26 protein-coding genes and 1 tRNA gene are annotated in these 25,194 nt (G+C 45.2%); 19 read left to right on the top strand and 8 right to left on the bottom strand.

Annotated features, from left to right (window positions below):
- The first annotated feature begins 110 nt into the window (after positions 1–110).
- From L6E24_RS11685 to L6E24_RS11670, 4 genes are read left to right on the top strand one after another with little or no spacing between them, the layout of a single operon-like run.
- The gene (locus L6E24_RS11685) at positions 111–602 is read left to right on the top strand and encodes a gamma carbonic anhydrase family protein (protein ID WP_257742154.1); all 492 of its coding nucleotides are present in this window, start codon (positions 111–113) and stop codon (positions 600–602) included.
- Positions 595–1,875, top strand: a complete 1,281-nt coding sequence (locus tag L6E24_RS11680; protein WP_257742153.1) for a CoB--CoM heterodisulfide reductase iron-sulfur subunit A family protein — start codon at positions 595–597, stop codon at positions 1,873–1,875. Before L6E24_RS11685 ends, L6E24_RS11680 begins: the two co-directional genes overlap by 8 nt.
- A 15-nt stretch (positions 1,876–1,890) precedes the next feature.
- A complete protein-coding gene (mtnA, locus tag L6E24_RS11675) occupies positions 1,891–2,931 on the top strand; it encodes an S-methyl-5-thioribose-1-phosphate isomerase (RefSeq protein ID WP_257742152.1) in 1,041 nt (346 codons plus the stop codon).
- Between the two features lie 60 nt (positions 2,932–2,991).
- Positions 2,992–3,624 (top strand): DUF116 domain-containing protein, encoded by a 633-nt coding sequence (locus tag L6E24_RS11670; RefSeq protein ID WP_257742151.1) that lies wholly within the window; start codon positions 2,992–2,994, stop codon positions 3,622–3,624.
- Here L6E24_RS11670 and L6E24_RS11665 read toward each other — a convergent pair.
- From L6E24_RS11665 to L6E24_RS11655, 3 genes are all read right to left on the bottom strand, one after another.
- Positions 3,608–4,066, bottom strand: coding sequence for a bactofilin family protein (locus tag L6E24_RS11665; protein WP_257742150.1), 459 nt, complete (start codon positions 4,064–4,066; stop codon positions 3,608–3,610). The genes L6E24_RS11670 and L6E24_RS11665 overlap by 17 nt on opposite strands.
- Before the next feature lie 32 nt (positions 4,067–4,098).
- Entirely contained in the window at positions 4,099–4,956 is an 858-nt protein-coding gene (locus tag L6E24_RS11660) for a geranylgeranylglycerol-phosphate geranylgeranyltransferase (RefSeq protein WP_257742149.1), read from the bottom strand.
- A 142-nt stretch (positions 4,957–5,098) separates the two neighbouring features.
- Positions 5,099–5,173 (bottom strand) — tRNA-Arg (locus L6E24_RS11655).
- Positions 5,174–5,256: 83 nt separating this feature from the next.
- On the opposite strand from L6E24_RS11655, the gene L6E24_RS11650 reads away from it, so the two are divergent.
- The gene (locus tag L6E24_RS11650) at positions 5,257–6,372 is read left to right on the top strand and encodes a tRNA (guanine(10)-N(2))-dimethyltransferase (RefSeq protein WP_257742148.1); all 1,116 of its coding nucleotides are present in this window, start codon (positions 5,257–5,259) and stop codon (positions 6,370–6,372) included.
- 175 nt (positions 6,373–6,547) lie between these two features.
- Positions 6,548–7,387 (top strand): response regulator, encoded by an 840-nt coding sequence (locus L6E24_RS11645; RefSeq protein WP_257742147.1) that lies wholly within the window; start codon positions 6,548–6,550, stop codon positions 7,385–7,387.
- 154 nt (positions 7,388–7,541) lie between these two features.
- Here L6E24_RS11645 and L6E24_RS11640 read toward each other — a convergent pair whose 3' ends face one another.
- From L6E24_RS11640 to L6E24_RS11620, 5 genes are all read right to left on the bottom strand, one after another.
- Positions 7,542–8,654 carry an OBG GTPase family GTP-binding protein gene (locus L6E24_RS11640; protein WP_257742146.1) on the bottom strand — a complete coding sequence of 371 codons (1,113 nt, stop codon included), beginning with the start codon at positions 8,652–8,654 and terminating at the stop codon, positions 7,542–7,544.
- A 179-nt stretch (positions 8,655–8,833) separates the two neighbouring features.
- A complete protein-coding gene (locus L6E24_RS11635) occupies positions 8,834–8,974 on the bottom strand; it encodes a hypothetical protein (protein WP_257742145.1) in 141 nt (46 codons plus the stop codon).
- 31 nt (positions 8,975–9,005) lie between these two features.
- Positions 9,006–9,935, bottom strand: coding sequence for a BsuBI/PstI family type II restriction endonuclease (locus L6E24_RS11630; protein WP_257742144.1), 930 nt, complete (start codon positions 9,933–9,935; stop codon positions 9,006–9,008).
- A gap of 4 nt (positions 9,936–9,939) precedes the next feature.
- A complete protein-coding gene (locus L6E24_RS11625) occupies positions 9,940–11,619 on the bottom strand; it encodes an Eco57I restriction-modification methylase domain-containing protein (protein WP_257742143.1) in 1,680 nt (559 codons plus the stop codon).
- 164 nt (positions 11,620–11,783) lie between these two features.
- Entirely contained in the window at positions 11,784–11,993 is a 210-nt protein-coding gene (locus tag L6E24_RS11620) for a hypothetical protein (protein WP_257742142.1), read from the bottom strand.
- Positions 11,994–12,267: 274 nt separating this feature from the next.
- On the opposite strand from L6E24_RS11620, the gene L6E24_RS11615 reads away from it, so the two are divergent.
- The 13 genes from L6E24_RS11615 to L6E24_RS11555 all read left to right on the top strand — a co-directional run bounded on the left by L6E24_RS11615 (position 12,268) and on the right by L6E24_RS11555 (position 25,103).
- Positions 12,268–13,455 carry an ImmA/IrrE family metallo-endopeptidase gene (locus L6E24_RS11615; protein ID WP_257742141.1) on the top strand — a complete coding sequence of 396 codons (1,188 nt, stop codon included), beginning with the start codon at positions 12,268–12,270 and terminating at the stop codon, positions 13,453–13,455.
- 2 nt (positions 13,456–13,457) lie between these two features.
- Positions 13,458–13,946: a DUF4411 family protein gene (locus L6E24_RS11610; RefSeq protein WP_257742140.1), complete on the top strand. Its 489-nt coding sequence runs from the start codon at positions 13,458–13,460 to the stop codon at positions 13,944–13,946.
- A gap of 253 nt (positions 13,947–14,199) precedes the next feature.
- The gene (locus L6E24_RS11605) at positions 14,200–14,505 is read left to right on the top strand and encodes a winged helix-turn-helix domain-containing protein (RefSeq protein WP_257742139.1); all 306 of its coding nucleotides are present in this window, start codon (positions 14,200–14,202) and stop codon (positions 14,503–14,505) included.
- On the top strand, positions 14,505–14,945 hold the full coding sequence (locus tag L6E24_RS11600; RefSeq protein WP_257742138.1) for a DUF8036 family membrane protein: 441 nt from the start codon (positions 14,505–14,507) through the stop codon (positions 14,943–14,945). Before L6E24_RS11605 ends, L6E24_RS11600 begins: the two co-directional genes overlap by 1 nt.
- A gap of 131 nt (positions 14,946–15,076) precedes the next feature.
- On the top strand, positions 15,077–16,447 hold the full coding sequence (locus tag L6E24_RS11595) for an Lcl C-terminal domain-containing protein (RefSeq protein ID WP_257742137.1): 1,371 nt from the start codon (positions 15,077–15,079) through the stop codon (positions 16,445–16,447).
- Between the two features lie 50 nt (positions 16,448–16,497).
- Positions 16,498–16,956 (top strand): DUF8036 family membrane protein, encoded by a 459-nt coding sequence (locus L6E24_RS11590; RefSeq protein ID WP_257742136.1) that lies wholly within the window; start codon positions 16,498–16,500, stop codon positions 16,954–16,956.
- A 78-nt stretch (positions 16,957–17,034) separates the two neighbouring features.
- Positions 17,035–17,190, top strand: coding sequence for a hypothetical protein (locus tag L6E24_RS11585; RefSeq protein ID WP_257742135.1), 156 nt, complete (start codon positions 17,035–17,037; stop codon positions 17,188–17,190).
- Between the two features lie 14 nt (positions 17,191–17,204).
- Entirely contained in the window at positions 17,205–19,079 is a 1,875-nt protein-coding gene (locus L6E24_RS11580) for a CotH kinase family protein (protein WP_257742134.1), read from the top strand.
- 56 nt (positions 19,080–19,135) lie between these two features.
- On the top strand, positions 19,136–19,336 hold the full coding sequence (locus L6E24_RS11575; RefSeq protein ID WP_257742133.1) for a hypothetical protein: 201 nt from the start codon (positions 19,136–19,138) through the stop codon (positions 19,334–19,336).
- Between the two features lie 5 nt (positions 19,337–19,341).
- On the top strand, positions 19,342–20,646 hold the full coding sequence (locus tag L6E24_RS11570) for an Lcl C-terminal domain-containing protein (RefSeq protein ID WP_257742132.1): 1,305 nt from the start codon (positions 19,342–19,344) through the stop codon (positions 20,644–20,646).
- Positions 20,647–20,804: 158 nt separating this feature from the next.
- The gene (locus L6E24_RS11565) at positions 20,805–22,370 is read left to right on the top strand and encodes an Lcl C-terminal domain-containing protein (RefSeq protein WP_257742131.1); all 1,566 of its coding nucleotides are present in this window, start codon (positions 20,805–20,807) and stop codon (positions 22,368–22,370) included.
- Between the two features lie 109 nt (positions 22,371–22,479).
- Positions 22,480–23,703, top strand: a complete 1,224-nt coding sequence (locus tag L6E24_RS11560; protein ID WP_257742130.1) for an Lcl C-terminal domain-containing protein — start codon at positions 22,480–22,482, stop codon at positions 23,701–23,703.
- Between the two features lie 32 nt (positions 23,704–23,735).
- A complete protein-coding gene (locus L6E24_RS11555; RefSeq protein ID WP_257742129.1) occupies positions 23,736–25,103 on the top strand; it encodes an Lcl domain-containing protein in 1,368 nt (455 codons plus the stop codon).
- The last annotated feature ends 91 nt before the right edge of the window (positions 25,104–25,194 follow it).

The raw sequence follows: 25,194 nt of genomic DNA, 5'->3' as shown, positions 1-25,194 counted from the left end.
CAGGCCATCATCCCACAAAAATATTAATTTTTAATTATCATCGTGAAGGGGATCAAAAGTTCCCCCTACCATAACCTTCATTGAACCATAAGGTCAACTTATACACTATTATGAGTAGTGATACTCCGAAAAACTCTGCTGAATTTGTGGCAGGCAATGCCACAATTGTAGGAGATGTCACCCTTGGGGAGAATACCGGAATATGGTTCGGCGCAGTTCTCAGGGCAGACAGTGATTCAATAACAGTCGGTGACGGTTCAAACATACAGGACAACTGCGTGGTCCATGTATCAGATAAACACCCCGTAATAATAGGAAGAAACGTCACAATAGGCCACGGCGCAATAGTGCACGGCTGCACGATTAATGACAGGGTACTTGTCGGAATGGGGGCAGTAATCCTAAACGGTGCAGAAATAGGTGAAGATACAATAATAGGCGCAGGTGCGGTTATAACCGAGAACAAAATAATCCCTCCCGGATCACTTGTGATGGGAGTCCCCGGAAAAGTGATAAAAGAGCTGACTGAAGAGCAAAAGGCAGGCATTGTCAGAAATGCAGAGGTGTACATCGCCCTTGCAGAGAGGTACGCCAATGAATGAAGTTGCTGTAATAGGCGCAGGCGTTGCCGGCATTCAGGCAGCCCTTGACCTTGCAAACCACGGCATAACGGTCCACCTCATAGAGCGTGAGCCTACAATCGGCGGCCACATGGCACAGCTTGACAAGACATTTCCGACAAATGACTGCTCCATGTGCATACTCTCACCAAAGATGGTGGATGCAGAGAGAAATGAGAATATCATCCTGCATACCATGACCGAGGTCGATTACCTCGATGGTGAAGCAGGTAATTTCACCCTCACCCTGATAAGACAGCCGCGTTACATAGACCCTGTAAAATGCACAGGATGCGGCGACTGTATAGAGGCATGTCCTGTTGAGGTTTACAACCGCTATGATGCAGGACTTGGTGTCAGAAAGGCCATCTATAAACCACATTCACAGGCAGTCCCGAATATCGTAGTCAGGGACGCTGAACACTGCATAGAATGCGGCATGTGCTATGATGTATGCGGCCCGGAAGCTGTCCTTCACACAGATGAGGACAAACGTGAGGAGTTCACCATCAATGTATCTGCCATCGTTGTCGCAACCGGATTTGAGACCTTCAATCCCATCGAAAAGGGATCACTCAGGTACCTAAAAATTCCGGATGTGATCACAAGCCTTGAATTTGAGAGGATGATCTGCGCAAGCGGGCCGACATGCGGAAAGCTTAAGAAACTCTCAGACGGAAAAACACCCAAATCCATAGTATTCATTCAGTGTGTGGGATCGAGGGACATACCACTGAGAAGGCCATACTGTTCATGTGTCTGCTGCATGTATGCCATAAAGAATGCAATTCTTCTGAAAGAGAAGGACCGTTCACTTGACATCAAAATGCTCTACATGGACATCAGAGCCTACGGCAAAGGGTATGAAGAGTATTATGAACGGGCAAAGGAACTTGGCATAGAGTTCATACGCGGAATTCCGGGTGAGATAATCGACGACCCAAAAGGTGAGATCACAATTCCGGTTGAGAATACCGAAACCGGGGAGATCCTAAACCTAAATCCTGACCTTGCAATACTTTCAGTCGGAATGCAGCCTGCAAAGGGTGCAGAGAGGCTTGCAGACATTCTCGGCCTGAAGAAAGACGAGAGCGGATTCTTTGCATCTCCCGATCTAAAGTTAAATCCGGTGACATCAAACAGACCTGGCATATACATAGCCGGCACAGCCCTCTCACCAAAAGATATACCTGACAGCGTCATGCAGGGCGAAGCCGCCGCAATGAAGGCATTCATAGATGCCATAAAGGCATAATTTTTTTGATTATTTATGACAGAGAGAACAATATTCTGGGATTATGAGAGCAAAAGCATCTCCCTTATAGATCAGACACTACTTCCGGCAGAATACAGAATAAAATCATGCAGCACGGTTGAGGAGCTTGCAGAAGCGATAAGAAGACTTGAGGTGAGAGGTGCACCGGCTCTTGGTGTTGCCGGCGGGCTTGGCATAGCCCTCTCAGCAGCGATATCAGAGAGCAGCGATGCCTCCGGAATTATAGCAGATCTCAGACGGGACGCTCTGATACTGAAAGCCACAAGGCCGACAGCAGTAAACCTTGCATGGGGCATTGAGAGAGTGCTTAAGGCAGCAGAAGCATGCAGTACCCCTGAAGAGATACAGAAAGCCGCACTTAGCGAAGCAGAGGCAGTCGGTGATGAAGACGCTGCCATGTGCAGAGAGATAGGAAAAAACGGTGCAGAACTTCTCCCGGATAAATGCACTGTGCTCACACACTGCAATGCCGGAGCACTGGCATGCTCAGAATGGGGAACGGCTCTTGGAGTGATAAGATCAGCCTGCAAAGCCGGAAAGGAAGTATCAGTCATATCATGTGAGACAAGGCCCTTAAACCAGGGTTCACGCCTGACAGCCTTTGAACTCTCAAGGGACAACATTCCGGTAAAGACAATCACAGACTCATCAGCAGCAATGCTTATGAGAAAGGGCGTGATTGATGCAGTAATCGTTGGTGCTGACCGGATAACCGATGACGCAGTCTTCAACAAGATAGGCACATACATGCATGCAGTCTGTGCAAAGCACCACAATATCCCGTTCTACGTTGCCGCACCGTACTCAACATTTGACTCAGAACTCTCAGAAGCTGATGTTGAGATAGAACTGAGGGCAAGGGATGAACTTGCATTCTGCGGCGATAAGATGCTCATGCCCGATGGTGTTGAAGCATTAAACTACGCTTTTGATCCTACACCGATGAATCTTATTACAGCAGTCATTACTGAAAAGGGAGTATTAAAACCGCCTTTTGAGAGAACTGACCTCCTGCCCGGACGAAGAGATATTTAAACCAATAAATACCAGTTTTTTGTAAATATGTTATCCGACATTTCAATATGGCAGAATCTGATGATAATGATAGGTGAGGCCACAATCATAATAATTGTCGGAATGTTCTTCCTCTCGTTCCTTGTTGTGGGAATCTCATTTTATTCAATAAAGAACGAGCAGTTTTATTTTCCCACTATCCTAAAACCCGGACTTGTGATGACAGAAGGATTTGCAAAAGGAATATGCAGATTTTTCGGGCTTGACGACCAGGAGCTTGTCACTTTCTTCATAAGACTTCATAATAAGATGAATACAGTGCCCTTCTCCAAAATTCCGTTTGAGAAGAGAGCAATATTTCTACCCCAGTGCCTGAGAAATGCACAGTGCCCTGCTCACTTAACACCCGAAGGGCTTGTCTGCCGGAGATGTGGCAGGTGCGAAATAGGGGCACATATGGACGAACTGGAAAACCTGGGCTATAGAGTATGGATTGCTCCGGGATCAACCCTTATAAAGAGAATGGTCAAAAAATACAGGCCAGAGGGAATAATCGGTGTAGGATGCCTCATGGAGGTCAAAGAGGGGCTTGAACTTACCGATAAAATGACAATTGTCGGCATGGGTGTATTAACTGCAACAGACGGGTGTGTTGAGACAACCATGAACTGGAATGACCTGCTTGAAGTTGCTCTTCTCAGTAGTCAGGAGTAATCTCTTCCGGAAAATCATTATTGGCAATGGCATCAGCCCTCAGCACCTTTACCTGCCTGCCGAATAATTTTCCGGATTTAACCTTCCCATAGACAAAGAGGGTGCCGTCGCATTTTACATCCCCCACCTCAATTCCGGGCCTTAAAATCACATCGCCGCCCGCATATATTGAGGATAGTTTAGCCCTGTCACATACTGTAATACTGCCGGAGACATTGACAGGGCCTTTTATCTCGGTGCCAGGGCCGATTACAGCATCACGACAGGTTATACGTGAGCCTACGCTTGAATTAGAGCCAAGCTCAAGCCTTCCGTCCACAACAAGCTTCCCCCAGAAATGGGTGCAGGGCGGGACAATAAAATCGCCGTCTATCTTAACATTGCCCTCAAAATATGCCCCTTTTGGTGCAATGTAAGTATTTCCGTCCCGGTAAATCTTCATTGATTAAAATGGTTTTTCAATTTGTATTAATATTACCCTATCAGGAGGGCAGATATGATGAAAATCACCACTGCAAGAAACATTCCGCTCTTTAAAATCCCGGTTGCGCCAGATCTTTTTAAAGCGCCGGAGTCATCCCCTGACATAACACCCTTAACTGCGCCGGCCATTATCACAGCATCGGCAACTATGATCATGGCAATATAACAGACACCCCACCACCTGAAAACCGGCATCAGACTGACTATAACTGCAATAAGAGCGAAGATGAAAGCCAGAACTGACGACCTGTAAATTCCGGTGTACATCGGAAGTGTCTTCACACCACCAGCCCTGTCACCCTCGACATCCTCAGCATCCTTAAATATCTCTCTTGAAAGAATTGCAAAGAAGGTTATTATAGCTACAGGAAGGTTATTCTGAAGACCGGAAAGTCCGTACAGTGCACCACCAAAGAGGAATATACTTGCAGAGAGGTAGGAGACTGAGATATTGCCTGCAAGCGGAATTCCCTTAAGCTTCATTGCATAGAGCACAAGAAGAAGAGAATTTACGGAGGCTATAATCAGACAGAGATAACCTGTAAAAACTGAGAGGGTAATACCTGCTGCAAAGAGAACTATACTGTATGCAAGAGCGCCCTTTGTGCTCACGCTTCCGGAGGGAATCGGCCTTTCAGGGCGGTTTACTGCATCAATCTCACGGTCATAATAGTCATTGATGACATTGCCCGCAGCAGTTATCATTGCCACAACAGGTATCAGTATGAGGTATTCAGCCGGACTAACACCCGGAATTGTGCCCTTTGCAATAATTATGCCGAGAAGAACCGCAAAACCGGCGAATAGCGAGTTTACCGGCCTTGTGATCGTTATATATCCGCTGTTCATATTACTTTATAATAATCAGAGAGAAATCAGATTAATGTAACTTCTTTTTTCACATAAAAACCAGAACAGAGTATCATCCGGCAAGTGAATGAAAAGGAAAATAACGCCATAACTGACAGTGAAAACAGAGATACAAAAGTTACGGGCTTGAGGGGATTCGAACCCCTGACTTTTAGCTTAGGAGGCTAACGCCATATCCAGGCTAGGCCACAAACCCACATAAATGACACACGCTCTGTGCCTACATAGATTGTACAGGATAAGGTATAAGATTTCCTAATTATAACTTTTTAGGATACAATGGATCTTGTTGAAGTAACAGAAGGCACCACCAGATTTCTGGTGCCGAAACAGGATGATACTGAGAAATTTCCGCCCGGAACTGCGCCTGTTTTCTTCAACAGACGCATGGAGATTAACAGAGACATAACCGTTTTACTGATGAAATGCCTCTCTCCCGTTACATACCTTGACGCGATGGGAGCAACAGGTGTGCGTGGTTTTCGCGCAGCTCACGAATGTGGCATTGAGACCACCATCAATGAGAAGGACTCAGATGCAGTCGCACTTCTTAAGTATAACAGTGAGACATACTGCCGCAATATTGAGGTCGTTCATTCGGATGCGAAGGTCATAATGAATGAGAGACGGTTTGATGCGGTTGATGTCGATCCATTTGGTTCTCCGGCACCGTTTCTGGACTCAGCCTCAGGCAGTGCAAAAAGGTTTTTATTCGCCACTGCAACCGATACTGCACCGTTATGCGGTGCACATCTGAAAGCCGGAATCAGGAGGTATGCCGCAAGGCCGCTGAATACCGATTACCACAGCGAGGTGGGCCTCAGAATTCTTCTCGGATATGCACTAAGGGAGGCTGCAAAGTATGACAGGGGCATTGAACCGTTATTCTCATTTGCAAGGGAGCATTTTGTAAGAATACACCTTAAGATGACAAATGGTGCAGGCAGGGCAGATAAGGCGCTTGAAAATCTGGGATATATCCACCAGTGCCCGAAATGTCCGTACAGAGAGGAAGAGCACGCAGTTTTGCCGGAGAGAAGAACCTGCCCGGACTGCGGTGCAAAACTCACACCGGCAGGCCCTCTGTGGCTCGGAGCAGTGTCTGATACCGAAACTATCAGGCAGATGGCGGAAATTCTGCCGGAGACCGAGCTGGGCGCTAAAAACCGGATAGAAAAGCTGCTTGACACATGCCTGAATGAACTGCCGACATCAACATTTTACGACTACCACAGGCTTGCAAAGACCTGGAGAGTATCGCCAAAGGCCATTGATTTAGTCATTGAAGAACTGAAAAATTCCGGGTGGAAAGCCTCAAGGGTTCACTATGCAGGCACAGGAATTAAAACAGATGCTCCTTTAAAGGAGATAAAAGAAATACTGTGCCAGGGTTAAAACTTCCGGCATCCAAATATCCTTACATTAAATAGGCAGTTCAATAATAATGTAAACAGCAATATCATTACAGGAACACAAAATATTTTGCTTAACTTCATATAAACAGGAAGGCTGAACACTTCACTTTCCTGAGGGGCGGATATTAAGCAGATCAAAATTCTGTAAATTAAGGATGGGGATTTCAATAAACAGAATATATTCAGACAATACAGGATTAAAAGAGGTATTGATTGTTGAGAACGATGAGGTAATTGCCTCACTGATTGAAGGATATCTCAACCAGAAGGATTACCTGGTAATTGACAAGGTTTCAAAGGGTGAGGATGCCATTAAAAAAGCGATCAGGCACCTCCCGAAGATAATTATAATGGATGTAAACCTTGACGGGCAGATAGACGGAATTACCGCTACGAAATATATCACATCACTATTCAATATCCCGGTTATCTTCATCTCCGGAGAGAACATCATGACACTGCCGGACGATGTTACGTCGGCAGGTGCTGCATGCCTCCTCTCAAAACCGTTCAATGCCGGAGAACTCTGCGTCAATATTGAGATTGCGCTTAAAAATGATGCAATTCTGAAAAAATCCAATAATTTTGTATATAACAAAACCGGAATTCTGGCATGCCAGTCTATAGCTGAACTTGATGCCTATTTTCTGCTGGACGATAAAGGCAGAATCATCTTTATGAACCCCTATGCCGAGCATATGATAAATCAGAACGAGAGCCGGGTGCTGATGAATTCAATAAATAAATTTATTCTCTTCTATGACACAAAGACGCATGAGCCGGTGATGGACACCTATATGAATGTGGTCAGGGAGAGCATACTCTTTGGCGGAAAAGCAAATATTGCAATTAAGACAACCAAAAACGGATACAGGCACGCAGCTGTGAGAGCAATGGTGGTCAATGATCCCTTTGGGAATAAGGTAGGAACACTTTTTAAAATTCACTTCAAATCAAAAGCTGAGATTGACGTTACAGGTTCAAAGAGGCGCTGAACATTTCCTGAAAATAAATAAAGCAGCAGAAAAGCCTGAGATTTTAGTCATGAAAAACATACCGGACTGACCTAAAAAAGAAAATGGCTGGATTTCCGGCGAAAAAAATTATTTTTAACTTATGATTATGTGGTCAAATTCAGAATGTCTGAATTTATGCCCTTACCACAACTGTCAGAATGTCGCCGTCACATAAATCATGGGAGAGGCTTACACGCTGGGCATCGTGCTTTACTGAGTCACCCCATACCTTGGCATACCTGAACTTTTCTACAAAATCCCTGTGAAGTTTGTTGCATACCGATTCTACGGTTGCGGGCTTTCTGATGATTAAAGGCTCTTCCATATCTGCCTTGCCCCCGACAGGTTTTAAGTAGATCCTGATAAAGCCGAGGTTGTCATAGATTGAGTCCTTTAACTCCTCAACATTGTAGCCGCTGTGGGCTGAGATCATAACCGGCGGACGGCCAAACCTGTCTGTGACATCATCATTGATCTCCTTTCTCGTCTCAGCATCAACGAGATCAATCTTGTTGATGGAGAAGAAGGCGGGGATATAGACACGGTTGCCAAACATGGCATCTATGAAGTCATCCTGATCGACACTGCCCCTGACCAGAACATCGGCATTCATTATCTTGTTCTCTGCCAGGATTGCCCTGATCTCTCCAAGGTCAAGATCGGAGTTGCCAACTGAGTTGAACCTTATTCCACCGCTTGATGTCCTTTTGATGGTAATATCAGGTTTTTCCTTGTTGAGCCTGATACCTGCATCATGCAGTTCCTTAATCAGGACATTGACATGCTTTTCGTTGTACACATCGCCCAGAAGAAGGATAAGGTCAGCACCTCTGACAACCGCAATTACCTCTTTGCCACGGCCCTTGCCCATTGCTGCACCGGCGATAAGTCCGGGGATATCCAGAATCTGAATATTTGCCCCTTTATAGTCCATCGCACCCGGAATTACGGATACTGTGGTGAAGGCGTAACCGGCGGTCTCACTCTCTGTACCTGTCAGCTGATTCAGGAGTGTTGATTTACCGACTGACGGAAAACCAACGAGAACGACTGTTCCGTCACCTGATTTCTTAACATTGTATCCTTCGCCGCCTCCGGCCGAGGCCATTGCCCTTGTAACGGCATCGTCCCTGAGCCGTGCAACTTTTGCCTTCAGGCGGCCGATATGGTGTGATGTCGCTTTATTGTATTTTGTATTTTTAATTTCATCCTCTATTTCCCGTATCTGCTCCTCAATTGAAGACATAATTCTGGTTATAATGGGACAGGAAAATACTTAATAGGATGGATGCAGCATGCAGTTATTCCACGGAAATCTGATGGAGCCAAAAGGTAAATAAAGATGATACGGTTCAAGATCAACATAATTAAACCACAGTGAAGTTTTCCGGCAGGGAACATAACTTTTGGGTTTACGTGGTATATTCAGGATGATGGTGCGCCGTTATGAATCCTGATGATAAGAGATGGTATATTATTGACGACAGGGATATATATTGCGTGGGCATTTGTTGTGTACCTGTTCACTTTTCCAGTCATTGCCGGAGAGGGATATAAGTACTTCATGAAGAATAAATATTCAGATAAAGGAATAATATTAAATTCCGGTCAGGAACTTAGGGCCGTTGAAATGAACCATATGCTCCGGGTTGTCAGAGATCCAGACCTCGGTCTCCCAGGCAATATCAGAGATATGCTGTTTAAATGTCTTCTTATCCGGAAAAGCAGTCATGTATATCTTCAGACTGTCAAGATCTTTTAAAGCTTCATCAATCTCAGTCATCCGCTTGGGTGTCATCGGCCCGTGTGAGGTGACAGCCTCAATTAAGAATAACAGATTCCTCTTCTCTTCATAATATACGACATCGGGGAGTTTGTCATGTTTAGTTACAGGGAATTTCAGTCTCTGGATCAGATCTTCATTCAGATAAAGCATTTTATCAGAAGTGTCACCGACATAGAGAAGTTCTGCATCGCTGAAAAATTCCGGCTTTAACTTCTGAATGATGTCAGCCTGAAGCTGATTGTGTTTTCCGGGAGAAAACTTCAGTTCCACACCCTCAGTGTTTACAGTTAACTGATGTTTTCGTCTTCTTTTATTATAGGCATCAACAAGCCTGCCATTATTTAAGATGAAGTCATCCACAGAAGTCTCAAATTCATCTGTACCATAACTATGAAGAACATTCAGCAGATCTCTGGTTGCGGCATAATCTGTCTTTGGGCTGTTTGTCGGTCTTTTTGGATCATCAATATTTTTAATCAGCAGACCAGCCTGTTCAAACTGATGGATTGTCTGCCTTCTGATAGTTTCTCTTGAATTTTCTGCATAATCCACATGATAATTTTCCCGGATAAAATTCATAATATCATGAATTATTATTGATCTCTGAACGGCTTTGCCCCAGTCTGATCCCTCTTTCAAACCAACAATTGCAAGAAGGGTAAGTGCAGATCTATCATTTAACTGTGCCTTTGGAATACCAAGTTTATTCAGTATCTCAAGTGCTTCATCAGTCTTTGCCATTGTATTAACTCCTGTATTTCAGGCTTTTAATCAGATCATTATCTATTCCAAGGATATTTCCAACTATCTCATCCGGATTTGCGAGTGAAATCTCCTTTAACTCCCGGAATTTTGATCCTATATCAGTTATAAAAGAGATCTCCGGTATGGGAAGAATATTAATTTCTGACGCATTCACCTGTGTATTCCCATTCATTGCCCTGAAATAGAGATCTATTAATTTTGTATTCAGGAAGGCAGTTAGTCCAAATGTCTCATCCTCAGAGAGAGAACCTTTTGGCCGGTGAATATAATTCAGATGGTTTTCAAAACCGATCATGCCATAATTACTGAAATCTTCTTTGAGTAAAGATGTTGCAGAGAGACGCCTCTTCTGTTCTTTAGAAGTAAAACGCTTAATCAGGACATAATTTTTCACAGGCAGAAGAATACTATCAGTTGTTGGATTTACTTCAATGGCCTGAGGCTTTTTTAATCCTTCAACAGGCCAGATTATCTCTTCGCCCTGAAGGTTCTGCATCCAGAGAAGAGGGGCATCTTTCCCTTCGGAATAATTTTCCCTCAGATTCTCCTTTGTTCTGAAATCAACCACAGGGCCGGTTGACATCCTAAGCCCAAAATCACTCAGGGTGTATTTCCATGAATCCACAAGTTCAATTATCTTCAGTTCTGTTTCTGAAGTTGGAATCCGGATAATGTTTTCATCATCTCTGTTAAAGATCAAATCTTTGTAAGGCACTGCTATCTGATGAACATCAGTGAAGAGATTGTCATATGAACTGCTGATAAGGGAGGAATGGCACATTTCAGCCTTTGTTTTAACTGCATGAACTATTACATTCTCCTGAAGAATGGAATCATTTAAAAACCGGTTTTTTCTTGACTCAAAATTATGTATCCAGTGAATGCAGGTATTTTTAATGAACCAGTTCCTGACCTTTCTGTAATACAACCCTGAGCAGAAACTTCTGGGCGTGACAAATATAATATCTCCGGAATCTTTCACCATATGGGCTGAAAGAGCCATGAAAAGGCCATAAATATTCGGCTGACCGGATAAGAAATCCTTCATTATTGCAGCCTGAGAGGACTGTTTATTAATCTTGTAATACGGTGGATTAGAGATTACTGCATCGTAGTAGAAGAGATTTTCTTCCCGGAACAAAGAGCCTTTTTCAAGATATTGCTCATTATGAAGTATAAAATCCTCATCAATGATATTAAACTGAAACCTGTGTCCTTCTGCCTCTAGAGAGTTCCGGCAGCTATCAAGAACCTGTTTTAAAGAGGGAATAACCAAAGTGTCACACTCAAAGGCATCAACCCTGATATTCATCGGAGAATAAGCTTCATTTAGTATTCTCTGGCATACTGCTGAGAGCAGGTTTCCGGTTCCGGATCCCGGATCCATAAGAGAAAATTCAGCCATACCAGAGTTGTTATCACAACCGGAAATATTGCTTTTACCGGGATTAATATTGACAAATCCTGCCATGAACATTGCCGTCTCTTTGGGAGTGAAGATCTGCCCTATCTTCTTCCTCTCATCTATTGAAATTCCGGCTGAATGCTTTAAAGATAGATCTATAGCCAGATCAATCAGACTGAAAGAATCCTGATTATCATCCGGAACCGATAAACCTGAATCTGTTAAATTTTCAGCCGGAGAATTCAGAGAGGACATCTGTATTAATATTGTACTCTGTTTTTAAAGATATTGGGTGTCGGGAGAAAAAGAAATATTCTCGACAACTGCATAAAACGCAGACAATATTGCATACCAAATAAATTGACAAAGCAACACCTAAAAAATATATTAATTGATTTTCATCAGTGCAATTGCAGACATTAAATCATCCTGAAATGTCTAAAAGCTTCAATTATCAAGTCTCTTTTTTCCGGGGGGCATGAATATTTCCTTTTATTTGAGTCAATTCTATTTGGTGCCTTCCTTAATTTCAAACCTACATCCTCTTTAATGTTCGCAATCCAACATGTTTTAACGGAAATTCCATAATTTTTTTTAACCCAACCCATAATTTGCTTATATGTTGCCATAATTATTACAAAAACATGCTATAATATATAATTATTCATCACAGGGCACAACCAGATCAGAAAACAAATGCCACATGATGATCCGTTTCCCGCCATTAACTTTGGACAATGATCATTCTGACAACAGAGATTCCTTTCCGGTAAGTTTTGCCTCATCAGACTGCTGAATTAAAAACTGCCCGGACCAAAGATCAAACTCCAGGAAATACTAATATAAATTAATATCCAATGTTGAATTCACAACAAAAACTGAGAACTTTGCAGCGAAAATACAATGAAACCAGATGAGGAGAGAGAAATGGAGACTATTATAAAGGGTGAGATGATTAAGTGGGCAAGAGAAAGGGCCGGACTGTCCATAGAAGAACTGGCAGAGAAACTTAAAACGAACACAGAAAAAGTCAAAAAATGGGAATCCGGAGAGCTTGCAATAACAGTAGCAAAAGCCAGATCCCTCTCAAAGATATCACTCGTCCCCTATGGTCTCCTATTTGCAGACAATCCCCCGGAAGATGAACTTCCAATAGCAGATTTCAGGACACACAGTCTGGAAGACATAATAAAACCAAGCGCCGAACTTCTTGAGACCATAAGCGATGCCAGACTTAAACAGGAGTGGTATCGTGATTACCTAATCGCAGAAGATTCAGAACCCCTAAAATATATCGGGAAATATGACATAAATTCAGATCCAGAACTAACTGCAAAGAATATTAAGAAAATTCTCAGAATTGATGAGGACGAATATCTGAAGTGCCGTGACTGGGAAAGGGCATTTGGTTACCTCCTAAACCATGCTGAGGATGCAGGAATTACCGTAATCGTCAACAGTTCACTCAAAAACAATACCCGCCGCCCTCTGGACGAAGAAGAATTCCGGGGATTTGTACTCTCAGACAGATATGCACCAATTATCTTCATTAACGGCAGGGATGCAAAACCCGCCCGGACATTCACCCTGATCCATGAGATAGCGCACCTGCTAATAGGAGTCAGCGGAGTTCTGGACAATACACTCGAAATTAACCATTCAGTCCCACAGGAGAGATGGTGTAACCAGGTTGCTGCTGAGTTCCTTACACCAAAAGAACAGTTCATAAACATCTGGAATAAAAAAGAGAGCATAGATAAAAATCTGGACAATATACGGCTCAGGCTTAAAGTCAGCAGGCTTGTATGTGTCTACCGTGCTTATCAACTGAACTTAATAAGCTGTGACGAGAAACAGAAGTTATACTCAGAGGAAATAGCCCGCATTGAGGCAATGAAGGAAAAGAGAAGAAAAGAGCGTGGCGGCCCTGATCCCCATCTGCTGAGGAGGTTTAAAACCGGAAGAAACCTTGCTCTGGCTGTAATATCGGAAGTAAATTCCAACCGGATGCTCTACCGTGATGCCTTCAGGCTGCTCGGTATAAGAAATGCAGAGAGCCTTAAGGAATTTTCAGGAAGGCTGGGATATTGAATATGAAGTATCTGCTGGATTCAAATGTATTCATCGAAGCGAAGAACAGATACTATTCATTTAAAATTGCTCCGGGATTCTGGAACTGGCTGGAAATATTTACAGAAGAACAGTCTTTCCTGACAATACGCGAAGTCAGAAATGAGATCACTGAAAATGATGATGAATTGAAGGAATGGATCTCAGAATTTCCTTTAAACTGCTTTATTGAAGCAGACCGGGAGATTCAGGATAAAATGAGAGAAGTTACAAATTACGTAACAAACAACAAGAGATTCAGCCGCGAGAACAAAAACTTCTTCCTCTCAAGGGCCGATCCCTGGCTGATTGCTACTGCAATGACCGGCGATTATGCTGTTGTAACCCATGAAACAAAAGCAGGGCCGGGAACAAAAAAAGTAAAAATACCGAATATATGTGAGACATTTAATGTCGAGTACATAACAATATTTGACCTGATGAAAATTCAGAAAGTCAGCCTGAAAATATAAATTACTACTCATTTATACCATCAGGAAACAGAACACCTGAGAAATTACAACCGCACAAAAAACCTATTTATTACCGACCAGAATCTTAGCAAAACAAAATTCAGCCGGAAAATTTACAGATCAGTCCTGCCAAAAAATAGAGAAGATGTTATAACCGGAAAAATCAACATTTAATAAATAAAAACCAAATAAAGCAAAACCGGATAAAAGGAACCAGTAAAAAATTGTCCGGGGATTTTTCAGGAGTGCTGAAGTGAAACAGGTATTGTGGTGGCTGATAGCCGGTTCTAAAGGAGGCGTAAACCGTGCCAGAATCATCATTGCCCTGCATAAAAGGCCATACAATGCCAACCAGCTGACACAGACACTTAGTCTGGACTATAAGACCATCCGCCACCATTTAGATGTCCTGAAAAAAAATAACCTCATCACACAGGTAGGAGAGGGATATGGCACCATGTATTTTCTGTCAGAAGGATTAAACAAAAAATATGATGAATTCATAGAAATCTGGAGACAGATTGAAATTCCGGATGATAATAAGGGAGAAACAGAGTAATGAAAAATAACAGTATTATCTTAATAATTACCATCTCAGTGATTGCAATTCTGTTTGCAGGTTTTACCATTCCTTCATTTGTTAAGATGCCCCATCATGAAGCAGACGATAATCCGGAACAACCACAAAACACCGGAAACATGGAACCACCAATAAAGGAAGAAAATATCCAGATAAAAACACTGATCTCATTTATAAACCTCGGCCTGATAATCCCGCTCTTTATCATCTACGCCGGAATATACAGAAAAATAAAGAGTTCATTCACGCTTGGACTGATGGCGGTAATCTTCGCACTTGGCATGTATGCTGTCACATCAAACCCGATAATCGTAACCCTCCTTGGCGGATTTCCGGGCTACGTAGGAATATTCCAGATAATCCCGGACCTCTGTGCCACTGCGGCCCTCTTAATCCTCATCAGAATCAGCCTTGAATAATCCTTTTTTTGCCGTTCTTTTTTATCACCCCATACGGAGATTTGGGTATAATTTGGGTATAATCAGGAAGTGATTCCGGCATTTCCTTATCACTACTCCAAAGTACAACTCTATGCAGAGGGGAGAGAGAGATGAAATATCATAAGGGAATTATTGCACTCATCATAGTAGCAATGGCCATAATGGCTCTCTTTGCCGGATGTATATCGCAGACAGATTCAGGACAGACAGAATCACCATCAGCAGAAGAGGCTGATTCCGGAGATGAAAAAACATCAGACTCTGCTTCTGAGAGCACAGTTACAAAAACCACTGCTGCAACAGGCAGTACCACATACACTGTAGCTGATACAGGGCAGACAAAATGCTTCAATAACATTGAAGAGATCACCTGTCCGGCTGAAGGAGAGGCATTCTACGGCCAGGATTCTCAGTATCCAGGCAATCAGCCGGCTTACGAGACCAGCAGTGACGGCCTTACAGTCTATGACTTAAATACAGGACTGACATGGCAGAGATCTCCTGACAACAATGTTGACGGCTCCATAACAGCGGACGACAAGCTCACACTTGAAGAAGCAAAAACCTATCCTGATGAACTGAATCAGGTAAGCTATGGAGGATACAGCGACTGGCGACTTCCGACAATCAAAGAGCAGTACTCACTGATAGACTTCAGCGGAACTGACCCCAGCGGAGTTGAAGGAACGGACACCTCAGAACTGACACCATTTATTGATACAGATTACTTCAGTTTCACATACGGAGATACAGATGCAGGTGAGCGTATCATTGACTCCCAGTACGCATCAGATACACTGTATGTATATGAAGACAGCCTTCTCTTCGGGGTCAATTTCGCTGATGGCAGAATAAAGGGTTATGGCCTTACTATGCCGGGACCATCCTGTGTGTCATCAGGCAGAAATGCAAAGACATTCTTTGTAACCTGTGTAAGGGGCAACCCCGATTACGGAATTAATAACTTCTCGGACAATAGCAACGGCACCATAACCGACAGTGCAACCGGCCTTACATGGTCACAGTCAGACAGTGGCACAGGCATGAACTGGGAAGAGGCACTTGCATGGGTCCAGACCAAAAACGCTGAGAACTATCTCGGATACAGCGACTGGAGGCTTCCGGATATAAAAGAGCTCCAGAGCATAGTGGACTACTCACGCTCACCCGACACAACAGACTCTGCTGCAATCGACCCGGTATTTGAATGCACAGAGATTACAAACGAGGCAGGAGAGACGGACTACCCGTACTTCTGGTCCTCAACAACCCATGAAACATCGAATGGAAAAGGTGGATATGCGTCATATGTCTCATTCGGCAGAGCAATGGGATATCTGGACGGTAAGTGGCAGGATGTGCATGGTGCAGGAGCTCAGAGGAGTGATCCAAAGACGGGCGACGCATCAGAATATCCGGAGGGCCACGGCCCACAGGGCGATGCGATAAGAATTGACAACTACGTCCGCCTTGTCAGATGAAAGATCAGCCCGGAAAATAGTGGTACAGTTAGTTGCAGAAGGATGAAAGGATGAAAAATAACAGCATAATTATTTTAATCATCCTCATTTCAGAGGTCATAATCCTGGCCGGAAGTGCTGGCATGCCCATTATTTCCGGGATTGCAAATCCTGAAAACATGGACAGTAATATGCCCATAATTCCGGGTGAAAACCATCCAGGTGAGGAGATGAATAAGAAGGGAGATGGGATGTATATCTACCTGAAGACCTTTGTTTCAGCCCTGAATCTCGGACTGACATTCCCGCTTTTCATGATCTACGCCGGAATATACAGGAAGGTAAAAAGTTCCTTTACCCTGGGACTTATGGCTGTTATCTTTGCTCTTGGCATGTATGCCATAACCTCAAACCCGGCAATAATAACTCTCTTTGGAGGATTTCCGGGTTACATCGGAATTTTCCAGATTGTCCCTGACCTCTGTGCCACAGCAGCACTGATTATCCTAATCAGAATAAGTCTTGAATAAAGGCAACTAAATCAATTAATGTCCACGAAAATTACTGAAACATTGACAATATAACAGATCTATACGGAGATGAAACAGATGAAATATCATAAAGGAATTATTGCACTGATTGCGCCGATGGTCATCATGGCCCTCTTTGCCGGATCTGTATCGCAGACAGATAAATCAGGTGCTGTTTTCAGAGAGGAGATAACTCCTGAACCGGTTACCGCCGGAACATTGATGACGGAATAACAGAGGAATACACAATGAAGATACCAATACTGAAAAACAACAGATCAAAGGATAAAAACGGCAGGAAAAAACCGTTATTAGCCGTTTTGGCGGCTTGCACCTGCATGGTGTTATGCCTGCTTGCATGCGGATGCACAGCTGTCGGGGACACCGATGAAACATCCGCGGTTGACACCGGAACGACCCGGTCAGCAGACTGGACAGAAGAAACGCACGGAAACGACGCAGAACCAAACTATTCCGTTGTATTTCCCGATGACAAGGTAAATGAAATAACCATTACCCTGTCGCCGGAAAACTGGCAGACCATGCTTGATGACATGGCAGCAGAATTCGGGGAATTCGGAGGATCAACAACAGACCAGACCAGAGCAATGGGTGGCGGAGGAAACCAGATAGAAAACCCGGACTTTAATCAGGCAACCGCTCCGGCAGATATCGCCCTTAACGACAGAGCAATGGGAGGAGGAGCAGGAGGAAACCGGGAAGAAAGCTTTGATTTTGATCCGGTCACTGTTCCGGCAGGCATCACCTTTGACGATAAAGAATGGACTGATGTCGGCATACGGTTTAAAGGTCAGTCGACCCTTGGAAATACATGGACAAGCGGCTCATACAAGATCTCACTGAAACTGAATTTTGATAAATTCGAAGATGAAAATCCTGACATCAAAAACCAGCGGTTCTATGGATTTGACGAACTTAACCTGAAGAGCGCATTTGGTGACAGCTCACTGATGAGGGATAAGATTGCCCCCGAAATATTCAATGATGCAGGAGTTGCTGCCCCGGATACAGCGTTTTACCGCGTATATGTCGATTACGGAGAAGGACCTGTATACTTTGGCCTGTACACGATGATCGAGAGTGTTGAAGATACCCTCATTGAGACTGCATTTACCGATGATTCCGGAAATGTGTACAAACCTGAGGGAACAGGAGCCACATTTGCAGAAGGTACCTTTGACGCTGAATCTTTCGAGAAGAAGACAAACGAAGATGAGGAGGACTGGAGTGATGTTGAAGCATTGTATACCATTCTCAACGATGACACACGGACAACAGACCCCGAAGAATGGAGAGAAAATCTTGAAGCAGTATTCGATGCTGAAGGATTTGTCAAATGGCTCGCAGTGAATACGGTTATCCAGAACTGGGACTCCTATGGAACCTCGTGCAAGAACTTCTATCTCTACACCGATCCATCAGACGGGGCAATTACCTGGATCCCCTGGGACAACAACGAGGCAATCTCTGCGGGAAAGAATGCAGGTACCGGCGGCAGACAAGCGATGGAACAGCCGGATGACGGGCAGACAAACACCGGAATCCCGGGCTTCGGAGGAGATATGCAGCCGCCTGAATTGATTGAAGGTGGAGAGACTATGCCTCCCGCAGGAGGAGGCAGAACCATGGGCGGTCAGCAGATGGCCCCGCCAATGGAAGCAACAGCGAATGAGGAGATGATGATGCAGAACGCAGGTGGCCAGAGGATGATGGAAATGCCTTTAGATGACGCAGGAGATGAAGGCATGATGATGCAGAACGCAGGTGGCGGAGGTAAGGGATCACCGCTCTCGCTTGGCCTTGATGAGGTTGGCGATTCCTGGCCGCTTATCCGTTACCTGATGGACGACCCGGTGTATCATGCGATGTACCTGAATGACATTGAGGAAGTCGTCACAACCGCCTTTGAACCGGAAGCAATGGAAGAGAAATACCAGTTTAACCATGAGCTTATCACTCCCTATGTCACCGGTGCAGATGGAGAAACAGAAGGGCATACCAATCTGAAGAGCACGGCGGAGTTTGATGCCTCACTAAGTGAGCTTATCGAACATACATATGACCGGTATGATGCAGTGATGACATATCTATCCACACAGTAAGGGAGGTCTTCACAAGAAGACATCCCACAACCCTTTTTGCAGTATCCTGCCGGAACATGAACGGTCTGAAGGGATTACCCCCTGACGAACTGAAAAATTTCAGAAGCACAACTGCCCTCTGCGGCAGTCAAAGGCAGGTGTGGTGCTGCATGCCATGGAGATCAGAAATGCCGTATCTTTCAGGCACCGCAGCAAAACATTTAAAGTCCCATAAAATTACAGAAGATTACCTTTACAGCAACTCTGCGGGGAGATAAAAAAGATGAAATATCACAAAGGAATTATTGCACTGATTGCGGCAATGGCCATTGCGGCCCTCTTTGCCGGATGCGTATCGCAGACAGACAATACTGGTGCAGTTTCCGGAGAGGAAACACCCACACCGGTTACAGAGAGCACAGTTACACCGGCTACAACAACAGGACTGTCATATCCGGTCGTTGACACCGGCCAGGTGAACTGCTACAACAACGAAGAAGAGATGACCTGCCCCGCAGAGGGTGAGGAATTTTATGGGCAGGACGCACAGTTCTCAGGCAACCAGCCATCATATACAGCCAGCGATGATGATCTCACCGTATATGACGAAGTTACAGGACTGACCTGGCAGAGATCTCTGGATACCAACGGTGACGGTGAAATCCTTGCGGAGGACAAACTCACATTCTCCGAAGCCCAGGAACTTCCGGACAAACTCAATGCAGAAAATTACGGTGGATACAGTGACTGGCGGCTCCCGACAATCAAGGAACAGTATTCACTGATAATGTTTTACGGGACTGATCCCAGCGAAGGAGTTGAAGTATCAGACCTGAATCCATTTATAAACACAGATTATTTCAGTTTCGCATATGGTGATACAGATGCAGGCGAGCGTATCATTGACTCCCAGTATGCATCAGATACACTGTATGTATATGAGAACAGCTTACTCTTCGGTGTGAATTTTGCCGACGGCAGAATCAAAGGCTATGGCCTGACATTGTTCAATAAAGATAAGACGTTCTTTGTCACCTGTGTCAGGGGCAATACGGATTATGGTATAAACGATTTCTCAGACAACGGTGACGGAACTGTAACCGACAGTGCAACCGGCCTTATGTGGTCACAGTCAGACAGCGGCTCAGGCATGAACTGGGAAGACGCACTCGCATGGGTTCAGACCAAAAATACTGAAAATTACCTTGGATACAGCGACTGGCGTCTTCCAAACGTAAAGGAACTCCAGAGCATCGTTGACTACTCACGCTCACCCGACACCTCAGACTCTGCTGCAATCGACCCGGTATTTGAATGCACAGAGATAACAAACGAAGAAGGGGAGACAGACTACCCATACTTCTGGTCCTCAACAACACATGCATCATCAAACGGAGTTGGCACCGCTGCATCCTATGTCGCCTTTGGCAGGTCGATGGGATATATGGACGGAAGATGGCAGGACGTACACGGTGCAGGAGCACAGAAGAGCGATCCAAAATCGGGTGACGCATCAGATTATCCCGAAGGCAGCGGCCCGCAGGGAGATGCCGTCAGGATTGATAACTATGTCCGCCTCGTCCGGTGATAAGGAGAACAGAGAGATCATCCCTGATCTCTTTTTCATCAGTGACACTGATAATTCTCATCAGAATCAGCCCCGGATAACCGGCATCGAAATGATAAATATCCCCAAAATTTACTAATTCACACTGCAGTCTACAACTCAAAACAGAGGAGAAACAGATGAAATATCACAAAGGAATTATTGCACTGATTGCGGCAATGGCCATTGCGGCCCTCTTTGCCGGATGCGTATCTCAGACAGACAATTCAGGTGCAGTTTCCGGAGAGGAAACACCCGCAACGGTTACAGAGAGCACAGCCACACCGGCCACAGCAACAGGACTGACATACCCGATTGTTGATACAAATCAGGGCCTGTGCTTTGACAACAGCGAAATCATAAGCTGTCCTGCCAAAGGTGAAGCGTTTTACGGGCAGGATGCACAATACACAGGAATTACTCCCAGCTACACCGACAACGGAGACGGCACTGTCACTGACGAAGTGACCGGTCTTATCTGGGCACAGGATCTCACAGACTCAGCCATGAGCTGGAAAGATGCAGGGGCATACTGTGAAGACCTGGTACTGGCGGGCTATGACGACTGGCGGCTGCCTACTGTGAAAGAACTGTGGTCAATAAGGGACTTTTCGCAGGGTCATCCATGGGTAGATACCGACTACTTCTACCTGGTTGGTGACGGTTCAGATCTTGCCCAGCACCATTCATGGACAAGTAATCTCTACCTGATAGAAAGCGAATATCAGAACGAGCAGGTGATAGGCGACCCCGCATGGATTGTCAACGACTGGACCGGACATATCAAAGCGATGAGCGGCAAAAGATTCGTACGTGCTATACGTGGTGATACAACATACGGCATCAACGACTTTGTTGACAACGGCGATGGTACGGTTACTGATAAGGCCACCGGATTAATGTGGTCGCAGGACGACAACGGCGAAATGTTATACTGGGAAGAGGCTCTGGCCTATGCTGAAAGCGCCACCATATCCGGATACGATGACTGGCGTCTGCCCAATATCAAGGAATTACAGAGTATTGCGGATTACTCAGCAGAAGAGATCCCGGCCATGGATACAGGCGTGTTCAGTCTTACAGAAGTCACGAATGTAATTTATGATTCGGACGGGAATCAGATAGATACTCAGGTCAATTACCCGTTCTACTGGTCGGGCACATCCTCTCTCCATATTGAAGAATATACAGAAGAGGGTGGCGAAGTTTATGTCGAAGGCGGCAGCTCAACTGCATGGTTCTTCTCTTCCGGATATAACACACTCCCAAGCGGCTACGACCTCCATGGTGCAGGCTCAGTCTGCTTTGGTGCCAAATCGGAAGAGAATGCCGGTGTCGAAAACTCGGTTGAGTTTATGGTGCGCCTTGTCCGCGGTGGCGATGTGACAGAAACACCAAATGGAGATCCAGCCACCATAGATAATGACCGGGTTGTTGTATTTGAAGACGGCGACACAGGTATGGGAAACAGAGGCGGTAGCCCCGGAGGAGAGCAGGGTTCATCTGATTCCGGAGAAGAACATGAAATGCCTGATCTCACAGCCGCAGCCACAGAATTAGGCATAACAGAAGAAGAACTGAAGGCCGCAATGGGAGAACCCGGCCAGAGTTCCCCGGATTTTGCCACCGTAGCTGTTACGCTTGGCATAACTGAGGCAGAACTGACAGACGCACTGGAAAACTCCGCAAAAGAGGAGCAGAGATAGAATTATCAGATGAAATAAAAGAGAAAATACCCGGAAACCCTTCCGGGTACTCTCTACACCCTTCTGATGAAAGAATTAGCTATATAACAGCCATAAGGAGCTGAAAATTATGAAATATCATAAAGGAATAATTGCACTCATTGCGGCAATGGCCATAATGGCCCTCTTTGCCGGATGCGTATCTCAGACAGATAATACAGGTGCAGTTTCCGGAGAGGAGACACCCACACCGGTTACAGAGAGCACAGCCACACCGGCCACAGCAACAGGACTGTCATATCCGGTTGTTGACACTGCCCAGGTGAACTGCTACAACAATGAAGAAGAGATAGACTGCCCCGCTGAAGGCGAGGCATTCTATGGTCAGGACGCACAGTTCTCAGACAATCAGCCGGCATACACAGTAAGCGACGATGGCCTTACAGTATATGACGAAGTAACAGGACTGACATGGCAGAGAACGCCTGAAAATACCGGTCTGAACTATGAAGAGGCATATGATTACTGTGAATCACTTGAGCTTGGAGGATATGACGACTGGCGTATGCCCACTACAAAAGAACTCTTCTCCATAAGCGACTTCTCTGAAGGATGGCCCTATCTTGATACAGAATATTTTGACCTGGCAGATACAGGAAGTGTCAGCAAGGATGAGCAGTACTGGACAGAACCATACGTTGGCACGACAGTAGAGGGCGGCACAGATGCAGCTTTCGGTGTCAATCACGGTACAGGACATATAAAGGCATATCCGGCTAAGGTCTCCGGTCACATGGGCAACCACATCAGAGCAGTCCGCGGAGATTTATATGGTGTAAATGACTTCACAGACAACGGAGACGGCACAGTCACAGACAGTGCAACCGGACTTATGTGGCAGCAGGCCGACAACGGCAGTGGCATGGACTGGGACAATGCACTGGTCTATGCAGAAGATCTGACGCTTGCCGGATATGATGACTGGCGCCTGCCCAATGTTAAAGAGCTACAGAGCATTGTTGATTATACCAAATCACCAAGTGCCGCTGATGCAGCAGACCTGGGTCCTGCCATTGATACAGACCTCTTTACAGTAACCGAACTTCCGGCAGGAACTACAAACTACGATCCTGACTACGGCTACTACTGGACAGGCACCAGTGCATACTTCAACAAACAGGACCCTGGATATTACTACGCCTGGTATGTGGCAATCGGAACTGCGGTTGGCGGGGAAGGAGATGACTTCCACGGTGCAGGAGCTGTCAGGTTTGATACAAAAGTTGAGGACGGCCCACTGGGCGAGGGCGGAGAACGTTATTACAATTACGTCCTCTGCGTAAGAGACACCTAAACGGGTAGATAATACGTGTGGGGGTGTGAAACATGACACATGAAAAAAGTTACAGGAGAGCAGGGAACAGCATAACAGCAATCAGATTCTTTCTGATTTCACTGCTTTTAATTACCGGACTCTCAGTGACAGTCTCAGGGGCAGACGTGCAGGGAGATTTCAACGGCAATGATGCTGTTGACATTGGAGACGTATCAAAAGTCGCGTATATGGTAGCCGGAAATACACCGGAAGATATGAGTGCAGATTTCAACGGAAATGGCTATGTTGACGTTGGTGATGCTGCAATAATTGCATACGTATTTGTCGGAAAAATGACAATGCCGGAGACTGCATTATCATATCCGGTTGTTGACACAGGCCAGGTGAACTGCTACAACAATGAAGAAGAGATCACCTGCCCCGCTGAAGGCGAGGCATTCTATGGTCAGGACGCACAGTTCTCAGGCAACCAGCCGGATTACACAGTCAGTGATGACGGACTTACAGTATATGACGAATTTACAGGGCTGACCTGGCAGAAGATACCTGAAAATACCGGTCTGAACTATGAAGAGGCATATGATTACTGCGAATCCTTAGAACTCGGCGGATATGACGACTGGCGTATGCCCACTACAAAAGAACTCTTCTCAATAAGCGATTTCTCAGAAGGATGGCCATATCTTGACACAGAATATTTTGACCTGGCAGACTCAGGAAGTGTCAGCAAGGACGAGCAGTACTGGACAGAGCCTTATGTTGGCACAACAGAACAGGGCAAATCAGATGCAGCTTTCGGTGTCAATCACGGCACAGGACATATCAAAGCTTATCCGGCTAAAGTTTCAGGACGGATGGGTAACTACGTCAGAGCAGTCCGCGGAGATTCATACGGAGTAAATGATTTCACAGACAACGGAGACGGCACCATCACAGACAGTGCAACAGGACTTATGTGGCAGCAGGCAGACAGCGGCAGTGGCATGGACTGGGACAACGCTCTGACTTATGCCAATAACCTGACGCTTGCCGGATATGATGACTGGCGTCTGCCAAACGTCAAGGAACTGCAGAGCATCGTTGATTACACACATTCACCAAGTGCCGCTGATGCAGCAGACCTGGGTCCTGCCATTGACACAGACTTCTTTACAGTAACCGAACTTCCGGCAGGAACTACAAACTACGATCCTGACTACGGCTACTACTGGACAAGCACCAGTGCATACTTCAACAAACAGGACCCCGGATATTACTACGCCTGGTATGTCGCATTCGGAACTGCGGTAGGCAACAGTGGTACTGACTCTCACGGTGCCGGTGCTGTCAGGTTTGATACAAAAGTTGAGGACGGCCCACTGGGTGAAGGAGGAGAGCGTTATTATAACTACGTCCTCTGCGTGCGGGATACGGATTAATTAAGAGAAGACAGTATTCTCCGGAAGAGAAAAAGAGATTTTAAATATAAACCAAATTATTTCCCTTTTTTTGCAGGAATATGCCATTTAA

The sequence above is a fragment of the Methanoplanus endosymbiosus genome, from assembly GCF_024662215.1.
GTDB lineage: Archaea > Halobacteriota > Methanomicrobia > Methanomicrobiales > Methanomicrobiaceae > Methanoplanus > Methanoplanus endosymbiosus.
The sequence above is the reverse complement of the archived record's forward strand: the minus strand, read 5'-3'. Positions and strand labels throughout refer to the sequence as shown.